Annotated in this window: 26 protein-coding genes and 1 riboswitch; of the genes, 21 read left to right on the top strand and 5 right to left on the bottom strand. The window is 37.1% G+C overall.

Annotation, left to right across the window (positions count from 1 at the left end; genetic code table 11):
* Positions 1-5: 5 nt before the first annotated feature.
* Positions 6-662 carry a hypothetical protein gene (locus BAOM_RS16535; RefSeq protein WP_127761221.1) on the top strand — a complete coding sequence of 219 codons (657 nt, stop codon included), beginning with the start codon at positions 6-8 and terminating at the stop codon, positions 660-662.
* Between the two features lie 186 nt (positions 663-848).
* On the opposite strand, the gene BAOM_RS16530 is transcribed toward BAOM_RS16535, so the two are convergent.
* Positions 849-1709, bottom strand: a complete 861-nt coding sequence (locus tag BAOM_RS16530; protein ID WP_127762611.1) for a DUF1002 domain-containing protein — start codon at positions 1707-1709, stop codon at positions 849-851.
* Positions 1710-2100: 391 nt separating this feature from the next.
* On the opposite strand from BAOM_RS16530, the gene BAOM_RS16525 reads away from it, so the two are divergent.
* Positions 2101-2448, top strand: a complete 348-nt coding sequence (locus BAOM_RS16525; RefSeq protein WP_127761220.1) for a GNAT family N-acetyltransferase — start codon at positions 2101-2103, stop codon at positions 2446-2448.
* Positions 2449-2456: 8 nt separating this feature from the next.
* On the opposite strand, the gene BAOM_RS16520 is transcribed toward BAOM_RS16525, so the two are convergent.
* On the bottom strand, positions 2457-2987 hold the full coding sequence (locus tag BAOM_RS16520) for a DUF309 domain-containing protein (protein ID WP_257467394.1): 531 nt from the start codon (positions 2985-2987) through the stop codon (positions 2457-2459).
* A gap of 198 nt (positions 2988-3185) precedes the next feature.
* Positions 3186-3275, bottom strand: a complete 90-nt coding sequence (locus BAOM_RS16515) for a YjcZ family sporulation protein (protein ID WP_119115393.1) — start codon at positions 3273-3275, stop codon at positions 3186-3188.
* Positions 3276-3496: 221 nt separating this feature from the next.
* Between BAOM_RS16515 and BAOM_RS16510 the strand changes: the two genes are divergently transcribed.
* The 14 genes from BAOM_RS16510 to BAOM_RS16445 all read left to right on the top strand — a co-directional run bounded on the left by BAOM_RS16510 (position 3497) and on the right by BAOM_RS16445 (position 16718).
* Positions 3497-4249, top strand: coding sequence for a segregation/condensation protein A (locus tag BAOM_RS16510; protein ID WP_127761218.1), 753 nt, complete (start codon positions 3497-3499; stop codon positions 4247-4249).
* A gap of 1 nt (position 4250) precedes the next feature.
* On the top strand, positions 4251-4832 hold the full coding sequence (gene scpB, locus BAOM_RS16505) for an SMC-Scp complex subunit ScpB (protein ID WP_127761217.1): 582 nt from the start codon (positions 4251-4253) through the stop codon (positions 4830-4832).
* Between the two features lie 72 nt (positions 4833-4904).
* Positions 4905-5393 carry a YpuI family protein gene (locus BAOM_RS16500; protein ID WP_119115390.1) on the top strand — a complete coding sequence of 163 codons (489 nt, stop codon included), beginning with the start codon at positions 4905-4907 and terminating at the stop codon, positions 5391-5393.
* A 176-nt stretch (positions 5394-5569) separates the two neighbouring features.
* Entirely contained in the window at positions 5570-6448 is an 879-nt protein-coding gene (locus BAOM_RS16495; RefSeq protein WP_127761216.1) for a superoxide dismutase, read from the top strand.
* A 212-nt stretch (positions 6449-6660) separates the two neighbouring features.
* Positions 6661-7821 carry a D-alanyl-D-alanine carboxypeptidase family protein gene (locus BAOM_RS16490; RefSeq protein ID WP_127761215.1) on the top strand — a complete coding sequence of 387 codons (1161 nt, stop codon included), beginning with the start codon at positions 6661-6663 and terminating at the stop codon, positions 7819-7821.
* Positions 7814-8407, top strand: coding sequence for a nucleoside recognition domain-containing protein (locus tag BAOM_RS16485; RefSeq protein WP_127761214.1), 594 nt, complete (start codon positions 7814-7816; stop codon positions 8405-8407). The genes BAOM_RS16490 and BAOM_RS16485 overlap by 8 nt, the downstream gene beginning before the upstream one ends.
* A 1-nt stretch (position 8408) precedes the next feature.
* Positions 8409-8945: a spore maturation protein gene (locus tag BAOM_RS16480; RefSeq protein ID WP_119115386.1), complete on the top strand. Its 537-nt coding sequence runs from the start codon at positions 8409-8411 to the stop codon at positions 8943-8945.
* 213 nt (positions 8946-9158) lie between these two features.
* The gene (rluB, locus tag BAOM_RS16475) at positions 9159-9893 is read left to right on the top strand and encodes a 23S rRNA pseudouridine(2605) synthase RluB (protein WP_127761213.1); all 735 of its coding nucleotides are present in this window, start codon (positions 9159-9161) and stop codon (positions 9891-9893) included.
* Between the two features lie 125 nt (positions 9894-10018).
* Positions 10019-10549, top strand: a complete 531-nt coding sequence (gene resA / locus BAOM_RS16470; protein WP_127761212.1) for a thiol-disulfide oxidoreductase ResA — start codon at positions 10019-10021, stop codon at positions 10547-10549.
* Positions 10550-10567: 18 nt separating this feature from the next.
* Complete coding sequence (gene resB / locus BAOM_RS16465) at positions 10568-12223, top strand: cytochrome c biogenesis protein ResB (RefSeq protein ID WP_127761211.1); 1656 nt, start codon at positions 10568-10570, stop codon at positions 12221-12223.
* Positions 12216-13394, top strand: a complete 1179-nt coding sequence (gene ccsB, locus BAOM_RS16460) for a c-type cytochrome biogenesis protein CcsB (protein ID WP_127761210.1) — start codon at positions 12216-12218, stop codon at positions 13392-13394. Before resB ends, ccsB begins: the two co-directional genes overlap by 8 nt.
* Positions 13395-13690: 296 nt before the next feature.
* Positions 13691-14407, top strand: coding sequence for a response regulator (locus BAOM_RS16455; protein ID WP_127761209.1), 717 nt, complete (start codon positions 13691-13693; stop codon positions 14405-14407).
* Complete coding sequence (locus tag BAOM_RS16450) at positions 14407-16191, top strand: ATP-binding protein (RefSeq protein ID WP_127761208.1); 1785 nt, start codon at positions 14407-14409, stop codon at positions 16189-16191. Before BAOM_RS16455 ends, BAOM_RS16450 begins: the two co-directional genes overlap by 1 nt.
* A gap of 338 nt (positions 16192-16529) precedes the next feature.
* Positions 16530-16718: a hypothetical protein gene (locus tag BAOM_RS16445; RefSeq protein WP_127761207.1), complete on the top strand. Its 189-nt coding sequence runs from the start codon at positions 16530-16532 to the stop codon at positions 16716-16718.
* Positions 16719-16844: 126 nt separating this feature from the next.
* Here BAOM_RS16445 and serA read toward each other — a convergent pair whose 3' ends face one another.
* Positions 16845-18422: a phosphoglycerate dehydrogenase gene (gene serA, locus BAOM_RS16440; RefSeq protein ID WP_127761206.1), complete on the bottom strand. Its 1578-nt coding sequence runs from the start codon at positions 18420-18422 to the stop codon at positions 16845-16847.
* A 371-nt stretch (positions 18423-18793) separates the two neighbouring features.
* Positions 18794-18930: riboswitch (FMN riboswitch) on the top strand.
* A gap of 164 nt (positions 18931-19094) precedes the next feature.
* On the opposite strand from serA, the gene BAOM_RS16435 reads away from it, so the two are divergent.
* A complete protein-coding gene (locus tag BAOM_RS16435) occupies positions 19095-19670 on the top strand; it encodes an ECF transporter S component (RefSeq protein WP_286676278.1) in 576 nt (191 codons plus the stop codon).
* Between the two features lie 178 nt (positions 19671-19848).
* Here BAOM_RS16435 and BAOM_RS16430 read toward each other — a convergent pair whose 3' ends face one another.
* Complete coding sequence (locus tag BAOM_RS16430; protein WP_127761205.1) at positions 19849-20097, bottom strand: ferredoxin; 249 nt, start codon at positions 20095-20097, stop codon at positions 19849-19851.
* Between the two features lie 278 nt (positions 20098-20375).
* Here BAOM_RS16430 and BAOM_RS16425 point away from each other — a divergent pair, with 278 nt between their 5' ends.
* The 4 genes from BAOM_RS16425 to BAOM_RS16410 are packed head-to-tail and all read left to right on the top strand — an operon-like array spanning position 20376 to position 24230.
* Positions 20376-21428 carry a YpbB family protein gene (locus tag BAOM_RS16425; protein ID WP_164853267.1) on the top strand — a complete coding sequence of 351 codons (1053 nt, stop codon included), beginning with the start codon at positions 20376-20378 and terminating at the stop codon, positions 21426-21428.
* Positions 21425-22933 (top strand): RecQ family ATP-dependent DNA helicase, encoded by a 1509-nt coding sequence (locus BAOM_RS16420; RefSeq protein ID WP_257467390.1) that lies wholly within the window; start codon positions 21425-21427, stop codon positions 22931-22933. The genes BAOM_RS16425 and BAOM_RS16420 overlap by 4 nt, the downstream gene beginning before the upstream one ends.
* A complete protein-coding gene (locus BAOM_RS16415; RefSeq protein WP_127761203.1) occupies positions 22930-23520 on the top strand; it encodes a CPBP family intramembrane glutamic endopeptidase in 591 nt (196 codons plus the stop codon). The genes BAOM_RS16420 and BAOM_RS16415 overlap by 4 nt, the downstream gene beginning before the upstream one ends.
* Positions 23517-24230: a LysM peptidoglycan-binding domain-containing protein gene (locus tag BAOM_RS16410; protein WP_127761202.1), complete on the top strand. Its 714-nt coding sequence runs from the start codon at positions 23517-23519 to the stop codon at positions 24228-24230. Before BAOM_RS16415 ends, BAOM_RS16410 begins: the two co-directional genes overlap by 4 nt.
* The last annotated feature ends 275 nt before the right edge of the window (positions 24231-24505 follow it).

The raw sequence follows: 24505 nt of genomic DNA, 5'->3' as shown, positions 1-24505 counted from the left end.
CTATTATGAAAAAAGCAATTTTTCTATTTATATCATTATCTCTTCTACTAATAGGTTGTTCAAATAACAATACTGAACAATCTGTCGCTACAGAAAATCAATCCGATACAACAAATTCCTCTAGCACAATTCCTAGCTACTATAATGATTATATTCTTAATCCTCAAGTATCAGATGACAGATCCATACAAGATGTAGGAGAATCCTCTCGAGATAAAAGAGGTGAATTAACATTACAGGCAATAAAAAATGACAGCCAAACATACAAAATAGATTCAATTGAATTGACAATAAGAGAAGCAAAAATTCTGCATTTTAAACCAGATTACAGTTTGATTGATTTCTTTCATTCTTATACACACGATGAAGAGTTTGATTTTGTGAAAATGTTCGTAGAAATAAAGAATACATCGGATAAACCTCTTAAATTCGCACCGGCAGCAATCGTTAGTACAAGTTTAGGTGAAAAAAAGACATGGGAAGATGATATTTACCTTGAAGAGTTAAATGGAGAAATTGAAGCAAATGAAACAAAAAAGGGTAATGTAGGTTTTATCATTAAAAAGTCTAAAATTGACTTCATTGAGATTACGACAAGTGATGTTTTTAATGAAAAAGAAGAAAAACTAAGTGACGCTGAAAAAATCAAGCTTGAATTCTAAAATATTAAGAGGAAACTAGAGTGATGCTTACATATAGGCATCGCTCTTTTTATTCAACGAATTTAACAAAAGTAGTATAAAAAAGGATAGATAAGGCAAGTGGTTTTCCTTATCTATCCTTATGTGCAATATTTTATGAAATTTCACCGTTATTAAGTAAGTGATTGCGTTAAGTGCAGGATAAACCTATTGGAATAGCGCTTTAATTGCTTCGATTAAGTTGGCAAAGCCTTCTTTAATTTTATCAATAAAAGATTGACCTTCTTCCGATTCAAGGAAGGCATCTAGTTTTTCTTTTGCTTTTGTTAATTGATCGCCTACAGCGTTCCAATCAATATTTAATTCTTTTAATTTATTAAATAAATCTTGTAAATTTTGAATTTGTTCTTCTGTTAAGGTGATATTAAGGTCCTGAGCAGCGGAATCAATAATTGTCCGAAGCTCCTCTGGTGTTTCCGGTTTATTGGCTGCCATTTCTTCTTTGATTTTTGTCATTAAAGCAGCGGCTTGTTCTGTACCAATCTCATCGCCAAGTTTTGCTGTTGTAACCATTTCCTCATTTGCGGCCTGTTTGACATCTTCAGGAATCACTTTATCAGAAGAAACTTCATATGCTTTAATAATTCCTGTTAAAGCAGCGGTTCCAGATACTGGAATCGGGGCTGTAACATAAATTGTAGCGTCTTTTACCCCAGCTGTCGCTAAAGCATTAATATACATTTCCTCGGTTACCCAGTTAATATTCTTCGATTCGACCTTTAATCCTGTCCCGGCTTGTTCAAATGTTACAGCAGAAGATGAGATCGCCTTTGTACCGATTAAGGCTTTTGAAATATAGCTTCCTAAATATTCATGTTCTTCGGCATTGCTAACTGTAATCGTTTGTACATCTTGTGGAGCTTTCATTTCTGCTAATAATGTATTTTTTTGTTCAGGTGTTAGATTTTCACCAAGCGTTACAATCATTTCTCCAACGGCTACATCAGCGAACGCTTTATATGGAACAAGCATACAAAGCATAATCGTTAAAATGAACCATTTTTTCATTAGTTTTCGATTCATTGTTTTTCCTCCTTCGTCTATATAGACGAATGTAATTATACAAAAGCAACATTCTGTGTATCATTTAAATTCACTCCTCAAATGTAGTAAAAGACAAGGAGAATTGCAAGTGAAATTTATCGATAATAGTATTGATCAAATGATTTTTAGAGGATGAACCCCTCGTTTTATACGTAATTAGCTAAAGATGAGTAAGGAAAGAATTACTATTTAGATAAACCTGTTTGAGCAGTAGATAAAGGACATTTTGGGGATATTGAAACGGATTGAGTTTTTATGTATGATAGTAATGTCATAGATGAGCTCTTGAATGTGAAACGGAATCGCTGAAATCATTAAGTGAATAACAAAACGTTATTTAGTAACGAGGGATAATATGTTAATCAAGTATAAAAAGATGTATGAGAAGTTTGCTATGGGTTTATTGTCTTTTATGCCGGATGAAAGAGATATTAAACAGCTTCAGCAAACAATGAAGAATTATGAAACGAACGAAAACTTTCAATTATTTCTTTGGAAAGATGAAGACATTATCGGTTTAGTAGGAGCTGAAATTTTTACGAATTCAATTGAGATTCATCATATATCTGTTAACCCTGCATTTCGTCAACAAGGTGTCGGAAAATCAATGATTCAAGCTTTAAAAGAGGTTTATTCTGATAAAGAATTAAAAGCAAATGAGTATACGGGTGCTTTTCTAGGGAAGTGTGAAAACAGAGGGTGACGATTTCGTCAGCCTCTGTTTTCACGTATACGAATCATTCGCTGTCGTTCCCGCTCTTGGATAACCTCTGAACGGTCACGCATAAGATGCTTATGGATAATGTGAGGATTATGAGGGTCACTGTCATTACACCAAGTGAACCCTGCTTTGCGGCATTCTTTGATACATTGTTGAATGAGTTGTTTATCGCGTAATGGGAGATGGATGCTTTCATACGGCTGGTGATTCATCATTCGCTTGCGAGTATATTCAAGCAAGCGTAAAAGCTCGTCTACCTCTAAGCCGAGTTGCTGTAATTCTATCGTATGAGAAGCTAAATTGTTAATGGCTTTTGAGATTGTTCGAATTGCACCAGGCATATTGCCTCTTCGTTGATGATACAAGGCGACAGCGATCTGGATTAGCCCGACCCAATGCGAGTCTTTTTCTCTTGGAGCTACTTTTTTCCAGTATTCTTCAAGGATTTCATGACACTCGAAGTAATCTCGATCACCATGGAAGTGAACTAAGAACAATATATATTCATTAGGATAGTTCAATATAATCCTCCTTTGTAGGTATAATATTTCATTTTATCATAAGCGATTTCTTAGATTATGGTAAACAATATTATTGATTGACAGAGTCATATAATGTGGTGATTTTTTATCAGCGTGTGTTCTTATTAAGTTTATGTACCATCATTCAAAATAGTAAAGGCTGATTGCATAACAATCAGCCAAGTTTACGACGGTTGATTAAAACCAAGATGCACCAACGATTATTAATAAAATGAACAATACTACGATTAACGCGAAACCGCCACCGTGAAATCCTACATTACCCATATAAGTACCTCCTTTGAATGCTTACTTGTTATTACATTTCTAGGTTATGTAAATTTGAAGAATATGATTGGGCAAGGGCCTAGTATTATAAAAACTACGAAAGAAAGATTTCAGTTTCATAGTTAGGATGGGACTTGGACAAACTTCTGGAATCCTCTATACTGAGACTAATAACAATAGCACAATAATGGGCTAAATTGATTTAAATGCGGGGTTTGAAAATGAGTTATAATATAAAAATTGATGCTTTTGAAGGTCCGATGGATTTACTCCTTCATTTAATCAATCGCCTTGAAATAGATATTTATGATATTCCAATGGCTGAAATTACGGATCAATATCTTGGTTACATTCATACGATGCAGCATCTTGAACTGGATATTGCTAGTGAGTACTTAGTAATGGCGGCTACGCTTCTTGCGATTAAAAGCAAAATGCTGCTGCCAAAGCACGAAGAAGAGCCTATTTTTGATGATGAGGATGAAGGATTTGAAGCTGATCCACGTGATGAACTTGTTGAAAAGCTGTTAGAGTATAAGAAGTATAAACAGGCTGCTCTTGAATTTAAAACATTGGAAGAAGAGCGAAGTTTAATGTTTACAAGGCCGCCAAGCGACTTGTCGCAGTATGCAAAGGATGCATTAAGTGGACCGCAAGATTTAAATATTAGTCTTTATGACATGCTTGGGGCACTGCAAAAGCTACTTCGAAGACAAAAGCTACAAAAGCCTATATACACAAAAGTAACCAAACAAGAGCTTTCTATTGACAAAAGAATGGCTGAAATTTTATCTGAATTAAGAACGATAAAGGGCAGCAAGCGTTTTTATGATTTGTTTTCAGAGCCTGTGAAAGAACATATTGTCATTACGTTTCTTGCCTTGCTTGAATTGATGAAACAAAATGACATTGTCGTCAAACAAGATGACAACTTTTCGGATATAGTAATTACAGCTAAGGAAGGTGTAGAGTAAGTTGGAGAGTAGTAAATGGAAGGGAATTGTAGAAGCTTTGCTTTTTGCCTCAGGAGACGTTGGATTGTCGATTGCACAACTGGCTTCTGTCCTCGAAATCACGGAGTATCAAGCAACGGATCTTATTGAAAGTTTAAAAGAGGATTATGAAAAAACAGAACGAGGCATTCAGCTTGTCGAAATGGCCAGTGTGTTTCAGTTCGTTACCAAACAAGAGCATTCTGAGTATTTAAAAAAGCTCGTGGAATCTACTAGTTCACATAGCTTATCACAAGCAGCGTTAGAAACATTAGCCATCATCGCTTATAAGCAGCCCATTACAAGAACGGAGATTGAAGATATTCGCGGAGTGAAGACGGAGAGACCCATTCAGACACTTGTTTCGAAAGTACTGATTAAAGAGGTTGGGCGAGTAGAAGGAACAGGCAGAGCCTATTTATATGGAACAACGAAGGAATTTTTAGATTATTTTGGTTTAAATTCTTTAGAAGAATTACCGCCAATCGCTGACCCGATAGATGAAGGCTATGAAAATGAAGAAGCGGATTTATTTTTTGAAAAATTTCAGCAAACAATTGAATAACCTTTTTATATATAATTGTGATAATATGGAAAAAATGAATAAATACTGAAGCGATTTGGGGAGGGTTCTCGAATGGGGAATACTATTGTAAAATCTCAGCTTAAAGATGTACAAATTTTTTTAGAAACAACGGTAGCCAAGCTCGAAGATTTTTTAAATGAAATAACGTATTCTAAGCTTCAAGAAGAACGAAGCGGTGGAGAAAGTTATTATAAAGGAATTCTTTCAACTCTTCGTAGATTGCTTGTTGGTTGTGAAGAAGGTTTAGAAGTGTGTCAAATTATTCTTCATAACGAAATCTTTAATAAAGCAGCAGCCGAAAAAACACTATATAAAATTTATCATCAATGTATTGAAGAGTATTTTTCCCCTAAATCTGATTGTTGGTATGAAGATAGTCGTGCTGCTTACACAGGAAGAAATTCGATTAAGTTTCATGAAGCTGTACCTGATTCCATTCCAGCGATTTTAAAAGAGTTAGAGAGTGGATTTCAGGCGATGCGTGAGGAATTAGAGTTTTATGAAACGGATTATCGAACGAAAATGATGCAATCCAAATAAGGCAAAAAACAGCGAGGAGCGTAGTCCTCGCTGTTTTTTTGTACGAAGTTGTATAGGTGCAGCTTAAGCCTCTAGCTAAAAGAGAAGTTAGAGGCATTCAAAAATCTTTGCATAAGTTACTGTTTTTTTCATATCTACAAATGAGAGAGAATTTGATTAGAAAAGGAGCGATTGAGATGTCACAAATTCAGGACTATGCGAAAGAGGTACAAGCTTGGGTTACGGAAATGACAGGTTTTTTAGAAAAAAATCGTCTGACAGAACAACATGTTTTGGAGCAGCTTAACAGATTGTCTCAGTTATCATATCAATTACAAAAGGATGATGCCACGAAGGAAGAGATGACAAAGGTGGAGAAGGAAGTAACCCTCGCTTTTCGGGAAATCAATGATTTAATGAACAGAAATACTAGAAGCCGTATCGATCAATCTGTTCCGATAGGGAAACATACACTGCCGCCGCTTCCTTATCCTTATAATGCTTTAGAGCCTGCTATCTCCGAGGAAATTATGCGCCTGCATCACGACAAGCATCATCAATCCTATGTAGACGGACTAAATAAAGCGGAACTGATGATGAAGCGTGCAAGAGAGACAAATGATTATTCACTATTAAAGCATTGGGAAAGGGAAGCTGCTTTTCATGGGTCAGGACATTATTTACATACGTTATTTTGGGAGGGGATGAGTCCGAAGGGAGGCGGCCAGCCAAAGGGAGCGTTACTGAAACAAATAGAGAAGGATTTTAGTAACTTCGCAAGCTTTAAGAAGCAATTTAGCGAGGCTGCTAAGCAAGTGGAAGGTGTGGGGTGGGCATTATTAGTGTGGGTGCCGCGTACTCGGAGACTTGAGGTTCTTCAGTCGGAACGGCATATGAATTTAACGCAATGGGATACCATTCCGATTCTTGTCCTAGATGTATGGGAGCATGCGTACTATTTACAATATAAAAATAACCGGGCAGCTTATGTGGATCAATGGTGGAATATCGTAAATTGGCCGCAAACAGAAAATCGCTTTATGGAGGCAAAGAAATTAGTTTGGAAACCGTATTAACGGTTTAATTCCATAACATAGCTTAAAGAAAAGGCTATGGTGAAAGATGTGTGGAATCGAGTTTTTATACAGCAGGCTCAAAAATTGTATGAGCAGCAATAATATTCACTAAAGCCTGACGAAAAAGAAGAAAAGAGGTGCGTTTTCTAATCATAACCCTTGTCCTTCTGCATAGACTTGTACAAAGACATGAGAAGGAACGAGGGGAATTCATGCAGGCTAAAGTGAGAGGTTTAGCGATCATTTGTATCGTAATCCTATTATTGATAGCTTACTTTCCAACAAAAGCAACGACCCAAGGGATAGATGTTAGTGCTCGCAGTGCGATTTTGATGGATGAAACGAGCGGTCGAGTCATCTATGAAGTGAATGCACATGAAAAAAGCCGGATTGCGAGTATTACAAAAATTATGACGGCAATTCTTGCGATTGAATCAGGGGAGTTAGATGAAATTGTAACGGTAAGTGGGAATGCAGCGGGTACAGAAGGGTCGTCTTTATATTTAAAAGAAGGAGAAAAGATTAAACTGGAAGACCTTGTATATGGGTTAATGCTTCGATCGGGTAATGATGCAGCTATAGCAATCGCAGAGAAAGTTGGAGGGAGCTTTGATGGATTTGTTTGGATGATGAATCAAAAGGCAGAGGAGATTGGGATGAAGGACACCAATTTTTCCAATCCGCATGGACTAGATACGACAGAAAATCATTATTCCACAGCCTATGATATGGCGTTGCTTACCCGTTATGCCATGCAAAATGAAATATATGCAAAAATCGCGGGAACAAAAGAGCATCGTGCTCCAAACTCTACAGAAGGCTGGGACTATGTCTGGAAAAATAAAAATCGATTGCTTACACAATTATATGAATATACTACGGGGGGGAAAACAGGGTACACAAAGCTTGCGAAAAGAACGCTTGTAACGACAGCAACAAAAAAAGAACATGACTTAATTGCTGTTACAATCAATGCCCCAGATGATTGGAATGACCATATCCATATGTATGAGTCTGCTTTTAAAGCGTATAAACCGACTACGGTGTTAGAGGAAGGGGTTTTATCTGATCTTAATGTAAAGTTCTATAACAAACATGTATATATTCAAAATGAATTCACGTACCCATTAACAAGAAAGGAGCAAGAACAAGTTGAAGTCAAAATTAAATTATTAAAGCCGAAAAAAGAATGGGATGAGCGAGAGAGGATTCCTGAAATTGTGGGGAAAGCTCATATTTACTTAAATGGCGAAAAAATCGGTACACGTACGATTTTTTATGGACAATCACAGGAGACATTTAAGCAGGAATCATTCGGGTCATCCTGGTTGAATTTGTTTCAAACCGTGTTAGGAATGAAGCGTTATGGTTAATTATATTTGGGTTGGTATGACGGTGATTGGTGTTTTATTTGCTATCGTTAACGGGACGATGGATGAGGTAAATAAAGCGTTATTTGTTAGTGCAAAGGAAGCAGTTACCCTAAGTATAGGACTTATGAGCATTCTTGTTTTTTGGCTAGGTTTAATGAAAATTGCCGAGAGTGCAGGATTGCTTGAAAAATTATCTTTCTTATTTCGTCCGCTGATGAGATGGCTGTTTCCTGATATACCGATAAATCATCCAGCAATGGGCTATATCTTATCGAATATGATGGCGAATACATTTGGTTTAGGCAATGCAGCGACACCGCTTGGAATTAAAGCGATGGAACAAATGAAAGAGTTAAATGGCGGCAAAGCTAAAGTAAGTCGTTCGATGGTTACTTTTTTAGCGATTAATACGTCAAGTATTACGCTTATTCCGACGACCGTCATTGCGATTCGAATGAATTATGACTCAAGTAATCCAACTGATATTGTGTTCCCAACTATTATGGCGACGGCGATATCCGCGGTAGGTGCGATTATGATTGACCGATATTTTTATTATAGGAGAAAGCGGAACGGGAGGGAGTAGCATGGCTTGGATCACAACGATTTCAGTTTGGCTCATTCCACTTCTGATTTGTACAATTTTACTGTACGGAACGTTTAAGAAGGTTCCGACGTATGAAACATTTGTTGAAGGCGGAAAAGAAGGTATTACAATGGCTTTTTCCATTATCCCCTTTTTAGTAGGGATGCTTGTTGCTATCTCCGTCTTCCGCGCTTCCGGGGCATTAGATTATATGATAGGCTTTGTGAAGCCTGTACTTGCTTTATTGCATGTTCCGGCAGAAATTGTACCGCTTGCGATTATTCGACCGATTTCCGGAACAGCTGCCCTTGGGATGACGAGTGACTTGATTTCCGTATATGGACCTGATTCTTTTATTGGACGACTTGCAGCGACGATTCAAGGAAGTACAGATACAACGTTTTATGTACTAACCGTTTATTTTGGTGCTGTTGGGATTAAGAAAATGGGGGATGCTTTAAAAGTTGGGCTGCTAGCGGACTTGATAGGAATTATAGCTGCTATTCTAGTTGTTAGTTTTGTATTTGGAATGCAGTAAGTGACAAACAGAGCGACTTTTACGCTCTGTTTTATTTTATTTTTATAATATTTTACATAAAATACATAATTTTGGAATAAAAAGTAGAGCTATGCTACACTCAGAGTAATCACGATTATAAAAAACCTTTTGTTTTTGCATCACACTATGTAATAATTGTATGATTGTGTTGAAATATACAATGAAAACAGAATTATTATGAGGTGAGAATAGATGGAAAGACTGCAAAAGGTGATTGCTCATGCTGGATTAGCTTCACGTCGTAAAGCAGAAGAGTTAATTAAAGAAGGAAGAGTAAAGGTGAATGGAACGGTTGTGAAAGAGCTTGGGGTTAAAGTAGGGCCGAATGATCGAATAGAGGTAAATGAAGTACCCCTGCAAAAGGAAGTACCTGTTTATTTCTTATTTTACAAGCCGCGCGGTGTTATTTCGGCAGTAGCAGATGATAAAAATCGCAAGGTAGTGACGGATTACTTCCCGCATGTTGAGGAAAGAATTTATCCAGTTGGTCGTCTTGATTATGATACATCTGGTTTATTGCTAGTAACGAACGATGGAGAATTTGCAAATGTACTCATGCATCCAAAGCACGAGGTGGACAAAGTATATGTAGCAAAAGTAAAGGGCATTCCACTTCGAGAACAGTTAAGAAAATTAGAAAAAGGAATTATGCTTGAAGACGGAAAAACAGCTCCGGCGAAAACAAAAGTGCTGTCGGCTGATAAGCGAAAACAGACGGCGATTATAGAAATTACGATTCATGAAGGTCGAAATCGTCAAGTTCGTCGAATGTTTGATGCTATTGGTCACCCTGTGCTGAAACTAAAGCGAGAGCGCTATGGCTTTTTGACACTACATGGCTTATCTGCGGGCGATGCGAGAGAATTAACGCCGCATGAAGTGAAACAAATGAGAGCTCTTGCTTTAAATGAAGGAAAGAAAAGATAATGAAGAGCTTTAGTTAAATAGGACATGTTTGTCATCTACCCTTTAAACATAAAAAAACGTTATTGTCGTGTTGGTCGATGATGTAATGTTAAGAAAGAATTTTGCGTGGCTTTAGGGGGATTTGTATGGATAAAAAGAAGCGACGCCTAATGATGAGAACAGTCATTCTTGTACTTTTAGGTGCAGCTTTAGTGTATGCGCTTTATACGAATTTTACAAAAGATACAGCTAATCAAATACAAATGGGCTCAGAAGCCCCTAACTTTGTGTTAACGGATATGGATGGCAACGAACATAAATTATCTGATTATAGAGGTCAAGGCGTGTTGTTGAATTTTTGGGGTACGTGGTGTAAGCCGTGCGAATATGAGATGCCTTATATGGAGAATCAATATCACGCTTATAAAGATCAAGGGGTGCAAATACTGGCCGTTAATGTTGGCGAATCAAACTATGCTGTAAATAATTTTGTCTCAAGACATAATCTCTCTTTTCCGGTTATGATTGATAAAGGGCAAGAAGTTCAAGTAGCTTATCGTGTCGATCCACTTCCTGTCACATTTTTAATAGATAAAGAAGGGAAAGTGATTGATAGGATTACCGGAAGTTTAACAGAAGCAAAAATTCAACAGCATATGGAGAGAATTAAACCATAATAATGGGGAGTTTTTGGTATGGATGAATTGAAATGTGAATGCGGTCATGCGAACCCGGTTGGCACAATTTTATGTGAGGCATGCGGTAAATCATTGGGGAATCGTCAAAATGAAAATAAGCTTTTGGATATGCGGTATGAAGGCAGTGCAAGGCGATCACAAACGTATAATAAATCAATCATTGATAAGATTTGGAACTTTTTTTCCTCTGTAAAGGTTGGTGTATCACTTATTGTCATTGCGCTCGTCGCATCGTCAATTGGTACTATTTTCCCGCAAGAAACCTACATACCAAGTACCATCCCAGCTTCAGAATACTATGAACAAGAATACGGCGTTTTCGGGAAATTGTATTATCTTTTAGGTTTTCATAATTTGTATAGCTCTTGGTGGTATTTGGTGATTATTGGGATGCTGGGGATGTCAATCCTAATCGCTAGTATTGACCGCTTTTTTCCCCTTTATCGTTCATTAAAAAATCAAAAAGTAGTTCGTCATGATAGTTTTATGCAACGACAGCGTATATTCGGAATAACGAATGTATCGGATCAAGAAGTGAATCTTGAACAAATTACAGAACGTTTAAAGAAGCAGCGTTATCGGATTCGTGAGGAAAATGGGAATATATTAGCTGAAAAAGGTCGCTTTTCTCGGTGGGGTCCTTATGTAAATCATATTGGATTAATTATCTTCTTAATAGGTGGCCTGCTTCGATCAGTTCCAGGCATGTACGTGGATAAAGTAGTATGGCTGCGCGAGGGGGAAATGAAAGAAATTCCGGGAACAAACGGAGAATATTACTTGAAAAACAACGCTTTTATTTTTGAAGTATACGATAAAGAGAATAAAGAAGACGAAGCATTTGTGAAAGCAATTGAGAAAACAGGAACGGCGATTGCTAAAAACTATCAATCGAATGTGACTTTGTATAAGCAGGAAGGAAAAGTACTTCCTGGTGAAAAGCCGCGGCTCCAAAAAGTAAACGACTTTGAAATTAAGGTGAATGAGCCGTTAAAACATGATCATTATGCCTTATATCAAGTAGATTACAAGCTTAGCGAGTTTAGTAAAATGTCTTTTCACTTAATGAATAAGAAGACCGAAGAGAAGTTTGGTACATTAACGATTGATTTAAATGATCCGCAACCTTCTTATCAGCTCAAAAAGGGGTACGCTGTGGAATTAATGAGTTATTTCCCAGATTTTGAGTTTAAGGAAAATGGCGAACCAACAACGAAAACAAGACTACCGAATAATCCTGCTTTTATTTTTAAAATGATTACACCGGATAAGCCTGAAGGTGAAGTGAGCTTTGTCGCTATTAGAGAAAATATCGAGCCGGCAGGAGAAAACGTATACAAAATGGCATTTGCCGGCGTTGAAACGAGAAATGCGACAGCACTTACAGTTCGTAAAGATTTAACATTAGGTATTTTGTTTGCGGGTGGAATCATTTTTATGATTGGTGTCGTTCAAGGGGCTTATTGGAATCATCGCCGAATTTGGGTGAAACGAAAAGGGGAAGAAATTTGGATAGCCGGTCATACAAATAAAAACTGGCACGGTTTGAAGCGGGATATTGCACTAGTCGTGCAGACAACACCTCTTTTTGAACCGACAGATCAACTGAATGAGGAGAAATCCTCTAATAAGGGGGAGGAAATGAGTGGCTGAGTTAAGTGGAAATCTTCTATATGCCTCGTTCTTTTTATATTTAATTGCTACTTTTCTGTTCGGAGGATCTATTCAAGATAAAAAAGGGGCAGAAGAGAAGAAACAAAATAAATGGGCGAAACTAGGCATTATGATCACGATTATAGGATTTGTTGCTCAAATTGGCTACTTTATTATGAGATGGGTGGCAGCTGGGCACGCTCCAGTTAGTAACTTATTCGAATTTACGACCTTTTTTGGAATGATGTTGGTAGGAGCGTTTATATGGATTTATTTCCTTTATAAAACGCCTGCACTCGGTTTGTTTGCTTTACCAGTTGCTATTGTTATTATTGCCTATGCAAGTATGTTTCCAAGAGAGATTTCGCCATTGATTCCAGCACTTCAAAGCGACTGGCTGCATATTCATGTCACAACAGCCGCATTAGGACAAGCTGTACTAGCCATTAGTTTTGTAGCGGCCATTATCTATTTAGTAAAGGCTGTCGACCAAACACGCTCTAATAAGCGTACGTTTTGGTTAGAAGTTGTGATGTTTGCTTTAATGTGTACCATTGGCTTTGTTATTGTGAGCTCTACCTTTGCGATGACAGGTTATAAGGAAAGTATAACTTGGGTCGATAAAAAAGGAGCTGAAGCGGAGTTAGAGTATCATATTCCATCGCTAATCGGGCCGAATGAATGGACACTAGCTGATGAAAATCAGATGAAACCACTTATTGAAGTACCTGCCATTATTAATGCTAAAAAGCTTAACACGGTTGTTTGGTCTGTTGGAGCAGGTTTTATTTTATATGGTCTATTCCGATTAATTGTACGAAAACGGGTGGCGGCTTTTATTCAGCCCATTGTGAAAAATGTAAATTTAGATTTAATTGATGAAATTAGTTATCGCTCCGTTCTTATTGGATTTCCAATCTTTACGCTTGGTGCCTTAATCTTTGCGATGATTTGGGCGCAAATAGCCTGGACACGTTTTTGGGGATGGGATCCAAAAGAAGTATGGGCACTCATTACTTGGCTATTTTATGCAGCGTTCTTGCATTTGCGTTTATCACGAGGGTGGCAAGGAGAGAGATCTGCTTGGTTAGCTTTGATTGGCTTTGGAATTATTATGTTTAATTTAATCGCTGTTAATCTTGTACTTGCAGGCTTACATTCTTATGCTTAAATGAAGAAAGATAGATTATTAAAAATAGAGGGCTTTCGATAGAAAAGGAAATTTCTATGAAAGCCTTTTTTATTTTCTTGGCTCTGTTATACGATGCTGTTGATTTTGTTTCATTTATGTAAGACAAAACTAACAAGATTATTTAACAAAGCTATTTTCTTAGCAGTTGTGGCAAAATGGTGAAATATTTACCGGAATCTTATGATTTACCTGTTTTTAGGTAGTTTCTTTTGAAAAAAAATTAGAAATAATAGTATTGATTTTGTAGAATAAAGAGTAAGGAGGTTGGTTAATAAATGGATAATTCTGTTAAAATTCTTGTAGTGGATGATGAAGAAAGAATCCGCCGATTATTGAAAATGTATTTAGAAAGAGAAGAATACATAATTGATGAAGCTGAGAATGGCGATACTGCCTTAACAAAAGCACTAGAAAATGACTATAATTTAATCTTATTAGATATAATGATGCCTGGGAAAGATGGAATAGAGGTTTGTCGTGAATTAAGGGAGAAGAAGGCAACGCCTATTATTATGTTGACCGCTAAAGGAGAAGAGGTTAACCGAGTACAAGGCTTTGAGGTGGGGACGGATGATTATATCGTGAAGCCATTTAGCCCTCGGGAGGTTGTTCTTCGTGTGAAAGCGCTGTTACGTCGTTCAGCAAGTACGAATTATATTCAGGCAGAAACGACAGCAAAGGACGTGATTGTTTTTTCTCATTTAACAATCGACAATGATGCACATCGTGTGTTAGCTGATGAAAAAGAAGTTTCGTTAACACCGAAGGAATATGAATTGCTGTATTTTCTAGCGAAATCCCCTGATAAAGTGTTTGATCGCGAACAATTGCTAAAAGAAGTTTGGCATTATGAATTTTTTGGAGATCTTCGAACTGTGGATACACATGTAAAACGGTTGCGTGAAAAATTAAACCGTATTTCCGAAAATGCCGCCAAAATGATTGTTACCGTTTGGGGTGTCGGCTACAAGTTTGAAGTTATTAATGATTAATGTTATGGCGTAGTGTAGTCGGGAAACTATGGGGAACGATTTTATTATTAGTATGTTTTGTTTTATTGGTGTTAACGGTTTTATTGGTAGAATTTTTTGAGAACTTCCAAATTGAAACCGTAGAGAATGATTTAACGAAGGTAGCAAAACAAATTGTCTCTGTTACGAATGATCATTCTAATACTATTGATGTATTACAAATTTCCTCAGAATTAATAGGGGATGAAACAAAAATGCTTGTTTTACATGATGAGGAAATTGTTTTTTCATCATTAAGTGATGTGAATAATCAAATTACACCTCAGTTTCTTAAAGAAGATAAGGATTTATTAAAAGTTTTTACCGATGAAAAGATTGTCAAAAAGGAAATGATGCTGCCAGCTAGTAGTAAGGATGAAGAAAAAGTTTCGGCCATTGTCGTTGGAATTCCTCTTGAGTTAAATGGTGAAAGAGATGAAGTCTTTTTAGTTCAATCTCTTGAGTCGATGGAAGAGGCGATTCAGTCAACGACTCGTTTTATTTTATTAGCAGCTGGTGTTGCCATTATTTTGACAACGATTTTTGCTTTCTTTTTATCTACAAGAATCAATGCTCCACTTAGAAAAATGAGAGAAGCGGCACTTGCTGTTGCTCGCGGAAAGTTTGATACAAAGATACCTGTTCTTACACAAGATGAAATTGGCGAACTAGCGATTGCTTTTAGCCAAATGGCAAAGCAGCTGAAGTACAATATGACTGCTCTGAGCGAAGAAAAGGAGCATTTAGCGAGCATTTTAAGCAGTATGGCGGATGGAGTCATCACCTTTAGTAAAGATGGTACCATTTTAGAAGTGAATCCTCCGGCTGAACGTTTTTTACAAGGAGTATATTTTGAAAAAGGTTTTTCTTCTGAAGGAAGCAAGAACGTACCGCAAGTTTTGATGAATTTATTTGATGAATCAGAGCGTCAAGGAAAAGAGCAGATTGGTGAAATTACATTACAGGGGCATCATTGGGGGCTGATTGTGAGTCCTTTATATAGTAATGATGGAACGATTCGAGGGGCTGTTGCTGTGATTCGGGATATAACCAATGAGAGACGTATGGATAAACTGCGTACAGATTTCATTGCGAACGTATCTCATGAATTAAGAACTCCGATTTCGATGCTGCAAGGCTATAGTGAAGCGCTTGTAGATGATATTGCTGGAAATGAAGAGGATAAAAAAGAAATGTCCCGTATTATTTATGATGAATCGTTAAGAATGGGACGGCTAGTGAATGATTTACTAGACCTAGCAAGGTTAGAATCGGGAAATATGCGCTTAACATATGAGCAAGTGGAATTAATGTCGTATTTAACGAGAATTACAAGCAAGTTTCAAGTTATTGCTAAAGAAAAAGACATTAAGTTATCAGTTGATTTAGAAGATACTAAAATAGAATGGGATTTCGATCCAGATCGCATCGAGCAAGTTTTAACGAATTTAATCGATAATGCGATTCGTCATACTTCGAAAGATGGAAGCGTTGAAGTCGGTCAAAGAAAGAGTGATCGAGGCGGTTTGATTATTTATGTAAAGGACACAGGTTCTGGTATTCCTGAAGAGGATTTGCCATTTGTGTTTGAACGCTTTTATAAAGCCGATAAAGCACGAACAAGAGGACGTTCTGGAACAGGACTAGGCCTTTCAATTGCTAAAAATATTATTGATGCACATGAAGGGTATATGTCGGTTAATAGTCGGTTAAATGAAGGAACGATGTTTAGTTTTGTGTTACCAATGCGTAAAAAAAATAAGTAATAGAAAGACAAGGAGTGCAAGCTGGTTTCGTGCACTCCTTGTCTTTTTTTGTAGCAGTTTATGATAGAGAGGGTAGGAGAGCTATTTTTTCGCTAAGGCTATGTTCAAGAATCTTGTTGATTTATCCCACACTTAACGGGCAGTAGAAACCCGCTGATGGAAGTTTCACTTTATAGAACTTTTGACTTGTATGAGCCAAAAATCAAAAACGTTATGTAACAGAACCTCCGCTACAAGGCGCGTTTGCTAAATAGTATTCATTTAATCATAAGAAAATGTTCTAAAGGGGCGATTATTGTCATACTTTAAGCAAGTAGAATGCTTAGGAGGAATGATGGATGCTGCGGGAGTATAGTATACGTTTTTTAATTGTTATGATTATTGGGGCTTGTGTAATGCTGCTATTTATTACAGGCAAATTAGGACAGGCATCAAGTAATGAATTGAATCGGTTGTGGGAGAAGGAGGGTGGAACGACGATTGTATATGTTGATTGTACATACGATATCGAAACGCATATAGGATAAGTTTTTAGTGGAAAGGCTATGTGAGTCATAGTATTAAGTCATACGTTTTTGGCTCATTTGTGTGAGACTGCGCTCTCTCTAAATGAGCCAAAAATCGTATGGTAACAATATTGATTAACCAATTCATTAAAATAGAGACATATTTTCTACAAGCGTAATACCTGCAATCTTTTCTACCATTTTTTTTGTTTCCGGATCTAATGATTTGTCGAATGTAAGAACCATAATTGCATCGCCGCCGGCTTGTTTACGACCGACTTGCATCGTTGCGATATTGACACCTTGATCTCCGAGAACTTTTCCGACATTCCCGATAACACCTGGTTTATCTGTGTGTTGAATATAAAGCATATTCCCTTCAGGTTCAAAGTCAATTTTAAAGCCGTTTAGGCTGACGATACGAGAGCTGTAATTTTCAATATAGGTTCCGCTAATTGTTAATTCGCGTTTTTCACTTTTTACTTTGAGGCTAATTAGGTTTGCGTAGCCTAACGTATCTGCAGCGATTTTTTCACCTATTGTGATACCGCGTTCTTTTGCAACTAATAGTGCATTTACTTCGTTGACGGGTAAATCAATTCTTGTTTTGAAGAATCCAGAAAGTAAGCTCTTAGTTAAGATAGAGGTATCGAAATCTAAAGATTCACCAGCATATGTTACTGAAATTTCCTGAATGCCTTCTTTGATGAGTTGAGAAGCAATCATACCTATATGTTGTACAAGTTGATAGAATGGTTGAACTTTATCAAATACTTCTTTTGAAATAGCGGGCAAGTTAATAGAATTAGAAACAGGATTTCCATTCAGATAAGTCAGAACTTCTTGAGCGACTTGAACAGCTACATTTAATTGAGCTTCTTTTGTTGAAGCACCTAAATGGGGTGTTGCAATCACTTGATCAAGCTCTAATAATTTGTGGCCATGCGGCGGCTCTTCAACGAAGACGTCAAGTGCTGCTCCGGCTACTTGTCCTTCGATAATTGCTTCATATAAATCATCTTCATCGATGATTCCACCACGAGCGCAATTTAAGAAATATACGCCTTTTTTACAAGTTTTTAAGTTTTCCTCATTGATTAAACCTCTTGTTTCATTTGTTAAGGGGGTATGCACCGTAATAATATCGGCTTTAGGTAATAGTTCTGCTAACGGTAGGACTGTAACGGCCATCTTCTTAGCACGGTCAGTTGTTAAGAATGGATCAAATACAACAACTTCCATTCCGAATGCTTTTGCACGCTTTGCGAGTTCTCCACCGATACGACCGAATCCAACAATACCAAGTGTTTTTCCGCGGAGTTCAATACCTGTGAAAGAAGAACGTTTCCATTCTCCAGCCTTTAAAGAAGTAAATGCTTGTGGGATGTGACGGACAAGAGAAGACATCATTGCAAATGTATGCTCACATGTAGAAATGGTATTTCCATCTGGAGCATTTACAACAACAATTCCACGTTTGGTTGCGGCTGGAATGTCAATGTTATCAACACCAACCCCTGCACGTGCAATAATCTTTAATTGCGGCATGCGTTCCATTAATTCTTCGGTTACTTTTGTTGCACTTCGAACTAGAATTGCATCAATTTGGTCAAGCTGCTTCTCTGCTTCGCCGACGGTTTTTTGAATAAGTTCAATGTGGGTTGCTTCTAATAGGGGTCCTAATCCTTCAGGTTTGATGGCATCTGCTACTAAAATGCGATACACGTCATGAACACCTTCCTAGAAAAAATTATCTTAAACTTCAGTTAATTTTACAATCGGAACGGATAACTGTCAATGTTATGGGGATTAGGCAAGGGAGTATAAAAAGCGAATAAATGTAATGTGAGATATATAATTATACGTATTTTATGACATTTTTATTCAAAAAACATTTTTTGTTTGCGTTATCATTTCACATAAACGAATAATGTTTGATTGTTAAATATTGTATTTCTATTATAATGAAGAGAGAAGGCTCATTCTTTTTTGATTATGTAAGGGAAATTTTTTAACCTGGTTAATTTTAGAAAAAAGCTATTCAAATAAAGAAAAAACAGATATAATAAATGCGTAGTAGTATAATAATTTTATAGGTCTATCTTCGGGGCGGGGTGTGATTCCCCACCGGCGGTGATGAAGGAGATTCCTTCTCAGCCCGCGAGCCTTGGTTAAGGCAGGATTTGGTGAGATTCCAAAGCCGACAGTATAGTCTGGATGGGAGAAGATGGAGGTTCTTGTAGACGTTCAAAAGATGATATATTGAGCGTGTGTTTGTCGAATCCTTTAATTTCTCCTTTTAATTCCATCGGAATTAAAGGGTTTTTTATTGGACACAAACCGTTTAACAGAACTTGTCCTCTTTTTCGGAGTAGATTAGAAAAAGAAGGAGAGAGAATGATGAAGGTACAAAAGTTAGTGACTTTAGCAATGCTTACGAGCGTCTCTTATGTTTTGATGCTCCTGAACTTTCCGTTTCCGGGGTTCCCAGTTTTTTTGAATGTGGATTTTAGTGATATTCCCGCTTTAATTGCTGCGATAATCTTTGGTCCTGGAGCAGGAATACTAGTAGAATTTGTTAAAAACTTGTTAGATGCGATTATGACAGGAAGTTTAACAGCGATTCCAGTCGGACATATTGCGAACTTTACAGCAGGGATTTTATTTGTTTTACCAACCTACTATGTATATAAAAAAATTCGTTCTGTAAGAGGAATGACTTTTGGGTTATTTGCTGGAACGATTTCAATGGCTGTGTTGATGAGTGTTTTAAATTATTATATCTTCTTACCTGCCTATACATTTTTCTTAGGAGCAGAGGCGATGTCTGGTTCAGAGGCTCGAACATTTGTCACGACTGCTATTTTGCCATTTAACCTTATAAAAGGTATATTGATTACAGTTGTGTTTATGTTGATTTTTGCTAAAATGCAAACGTGGCTTAATAAACAAGCCTTATATAAAAATATATGAAGAAAAAAATCGAACGTTTACCGTTCGATTTTTTTTGTCTAATTTGACTAAATAGTATGGGGTAAGGATATGCTAAAAGATGGATGGGAACGATAGTTTTGCATGAAGTGAATCTCGAATCGTTCGATTAGCAAAGTTAAAAAAAAGCCATTTCTGTGTAGGGAAATGGCTTGTTCTTTTATTCGAATTTTAGTGCATCGCCGTCAAATGCTTCATCAGCCACTTTAATAGAATCTGTTGGGCAGCCTTCAAATGCATCCATCATATCATCTAGTAAAACATCTGGAACTTCAACTGTTCCTTGGTTATCATCTAAAGTTACGAAAGCAATGCCTTCATCATCGTAATCATAAATATCTGGGGCAGCTGCGCCGCATGCGCCACATGCGATGCATGTATCTTTATCGACGATTGTAAATTTTGCCATATATAAAACTCCTCCTAATTGGATAATAACATGAGTTATTTATTCACATAGTTTCACCTTATTCCTATTGTACGGCTGAATTCCGCATTTTTCAATAGGAAATCTAGCTAAAAAATTCCTCATGGTATACGAATAACCAACAAATGAAATATCATGTACTTTTTATTTGCTAAAAAAGAACAAAATTTGTCTTATTTGGAGGATTAGAAATACACTTTATCTCCATCTTTGTTACAATGAAAGCATCATTAGGGAAAACAAAGGGTGTGAGTGTACATTTGGCAAATTATTTGCAAGTTATCATCCTCCATACAATCAAAAAATTTCAAGGTGAGCGATCCATTTATGCCATTTATCATATGTTGCAAGGAAAAAAATCTTCACAAACTATTCAAGATGCTCATTTATTTCGTTTGACTAATGTTTTTGGAACAATTCCTCACTTTACTCGAAAACAGCTGGTTGATACCATCCAAAATCTTGTTGAACATGGTTGGATTACAGCTAAGGAAAAATCAGATGTTTTTATTATTACACAAAGTGGAGAGGAAGAGCTTGCTCAATGTGAACCAATCCCAACTCGATTAAATGGATGGAAGTATCAAAATGTGGCTCCTGTTTTTTGGGGCAGATTGAATTTGTTAATTCAAACGCTCTCCCATATTGTTCACAATGAAACCAAGTTTTATCCGATTCAACGGCATACTAAAATTCAACAATCCGTAAAACAATTTTTACAAAAGAATCGTCAAAATCGAGAGTTGATGGCTCAGCATTTGTATGAAGAGTTAACCGATTTATTGGAGAGACAAAGTGATAGGCATCAAACGATTTTTGTTAGAAAATTAACAGGTATAAATCGGGTAGGACAGACTTTTGACCAAATTTCAAAAACGATGCAGCTTGATGAGTGGTATGTGCGTTATGTATTTCTAGAATCCCTGCACTGGATGTTTTATGAAATAGAGAAAACATTTACGCAATATCGCCTTTTATCTTCTCTTATAGGAGATTTACAGCAGTCCCGTTTAACGCAGTCTACACAAACGACGCTACAGTTTATTCAAGCAGGTCGAACGCTAACTGAAATTGCGAACATTCGTCGCTTGAAGGTTAATACAATTGAAGACCATCTCGTTGAAATTGTATTAGTGGATAAACAATTTCCGATTCATGAATATGTGACGAGTGCTGTGGAAGAGAAAATACTGCAGGTAATGAAGAAGCTTCAAACAAAACAGCTAAAGGCTATTAGGCAATCGTTAGCAGATGAAGCTATTAGCTTTTTTCAAATTCGGCTTGTATTAGCGAAAGCGGGTGACGAATTGTGAATTCTTTGGAAGAAATACTGGAACACTACTTTGGATTTACTGAATTTCGGCCAGGGCAGAAGGAAGTGATTTCTTCCTTATTAGCAGGACAACATCTATTGGCCATGCTGCCAACGGGTACAGGTAAATCTTTATGCTATCAATTGCCTACTTATGCCTTAAAGAAACCGACATTAATTGTCTCGCCATTATTATCTTTAATGCAAGATCAAGCGGAACAGCTCAAAGTGAGAGGCGAGAAAAGGGTATTAACATTTAACTCTTTTTTAACCCTTCAGCAAAAGAAGGAGGCACTTAGTCAATTATCTTCGTTTCGATTTATTTTTATATCACCTGAAATGCTGGCGTTAGATTATGTAATCGGGGCGATTCAACAAATTGAAATCGGGTTATTTGTTATTGATGAGGCACATTGTATTTCGCAATGGGGCTATGATTTTAGACCGGATTATTTAAACTTAGGAGAAGCTCGACAAAAGCTGGGGGAACCATTAACGCTCGCTTTGACAGCTACAGCAACAGAAGAAGTTCGAAAGGATATTATTGAAAAGCTTGAGATAAAGGATATGAAACAAATCGTTTCGACTGTTAATCGACATAATATTGCACTGTTTGTGGAGAAGCTGTCTCGTTATGAGGAGAAGTTAGAACGGTTGGTACAGCTTGTTCAACAGTTTTCAGGCAGTGGCATTATTTATTTTTCTTCTAAGAAGGCAGCGGAGTCCGTAAGTGAATATTTGCACAATCAAGGAGTCAATCGAATTGCTTATTATCACGGAGGAATGGAAGCAGATCAAAGAATGCTCATACAGCAACAATTTATTACGGGTCAATTGCAGATAATTTGTGCAACAAGTGCTTTTGGAATGGGAGTTAATAAACCAGATATACGGTTTGTCATCCATTTTCATTTGCCGGCGACAATGGAATCGTATGTACAAGAAATTGGAAGGGCAGGTCGTGATGGAGAACAAAGTGCTGCTGTTTTATTATATAGTGATGGAGATGAGGGACTGCCATTACATTTGATGGAGCAACAGCTTCCAACAGATTCTCAAATAGAAGGTGTACATGCAGAGCTTTTGAAGAGTGGCGAGGGCATGATGGACATATTAAAGCCTATGCAGGAGCAACTGTGTCATCAATTTTCTTTAAATGAAGTTCAGTTTCGAATGATTGCTCAGTTTTTGGCAACAAAGCAGGATGTAGCGAAGCCGATTGAGTTGTTTAAACAGTATTGTTATACGCGAAAAAGCAGGCATGCGCAGAAGCTGGAGCAGTTATTGCAATGGGTTAGAGACTCAACTTGTCGACGCCTAGGGATTGTGCAGTACTTCGAAGAGAATCAGGCTGTTGACAATCCAGTTTGTTGCGATTGCTGCGGCATGGCGATTGAGCAAGTCATGGAACGATGGCCTCCTATTGTTGAACGACAACAAGCGAACTCTTTTTATTGGAAAAGGGAGTTAGCTTCTATTTTATCCATTAAAGGAACAGAGGAATGAAAAATAAACAAGCTGAACTTATTAACCAACTTTCTGATAAGGAATTACTTTATAATTTGCTTTTGACGCAAATTATTCTCTTAACGATTTCGTTTTTTTTAGGTATTATTTTATTTAGAGATTATTCTGCTTTTTTCGACTTGTTTCATCTCGGTGATATTCGTATTATAACCATTGGTCTACCTATAGGAATTCTCGTCGTCCTGTATGATTTGTTTATGATGAAAGTCACACCAGCTCGCTTTCATGATGATGGGGGGATTAATGAAAGAATCTTTTCTAGTCTCTCCTCCCCAATGATTATTGTGGTCACGTTTCTAATCGCCTTTTGTGAAGAAGTGCTGTTTCGCGGAGTTTTACAAACACATATTGGGCTAGTTTGGACAAGTATCATTTTTGCTGTTGTCCATTATCGATATTTATTTAATTGGTATCTATTTGTGAATGTTATGATGCTGAGCTTTGGTCTCGGTTGGTTATATGAGGAGACCAGGAATTTGTGGATAGTTATTATGGCTCATTTTGTTATTGATATGCTTCTCGGCTTAATTATTAGAAAAAAGAATAGAAAGGGGTGCCTTACATGAGTGCAGAAAGAAAACCAAAGGAACTAGATATACATACTGAACCTGCTCAGAGATTGACACCTCTTCCGACTCGAAAATCGGTACACCAGAAGAAAAAGAAAAGAAGTAAAATGAAAGTTAAAATCCCTGTTATTCAGCTATTAGCTTTATTCTTTATTTTACTTCCAATTGGATTTCTTACTGCATACTATTATTTTCAAAACTCGGACCAAAAGGCGGCTCAAAATGAACCGAAGGAACCAACAAGTACTACCGAGGTTGTGGAACAGGTGGATGATGATGAGCTAAAACAAAATATTCCGACGATGGCAACGGCTGAAACAAAAGAGGATCAAGAGGAGAAAACGCAAGAATCGAAAAAACAAGCGAACAAAAGTAATGATGAAGAAGAGAAACAGGCTTCGGTAAAAAAAGAGAATGACAAACAAGCGAGAACAGACACAGAAAAAGAAGAAGAAAAATCAACAACTGTAAAAGAGAAAGAGCAGGGAGCAAAAGAAAAGTTAACAAGTGCTAAAGAAGAACAGCCGAAAAAAGAAGAATCCTATAACGTTGTGTATCATACAGTTCAACCGCAGGAAACGGTATTCAGTATTTCAATGACCTATTATAAATCGAAAGAAGGGATTCCGTTAATTCAAACATGGAACAACTTAAACGGAAATAATATATGGGTTGGACAGAAATTAAAAATTCCAATAAAGAAATAAGCAGTAAACATTCTGAAAGTTATTTCAGGATGTTTTTTGCGTTGGTATCATAGGATGTCGTACTTGTACATATAATGGGGTGAGTGTTTTTTATGCCGTTCTAAATTCATCCCACACTTAACGGGCAGTAAGACCCCCACCTCAAGCTTATGAGGAGTCAAAGAAGATAGGTGGGGGACAACTGCCCGTAAAGGTCCGATTGGTAAGTTTCACCAATCAGGTTCGTACGGTCACTTGATTGAAGCGAAGCGAAAATCTTAGTGATCGTAGAACGT

Origin of the sequence: Peribacillus asahii, from assembly GCF_004006295.1 — a bacterium.
Lineage (GTDB): Bacteria > Bacillota > Bacilli > Bacillales > DSM-1321 > Peribacillus > Peribacillus asahii_A.
The sequence above is the reverse complement of the archived record's forward strand: the minus strand, read 5'-3'. Positions and strand labels throughout refer to the sequence as shown.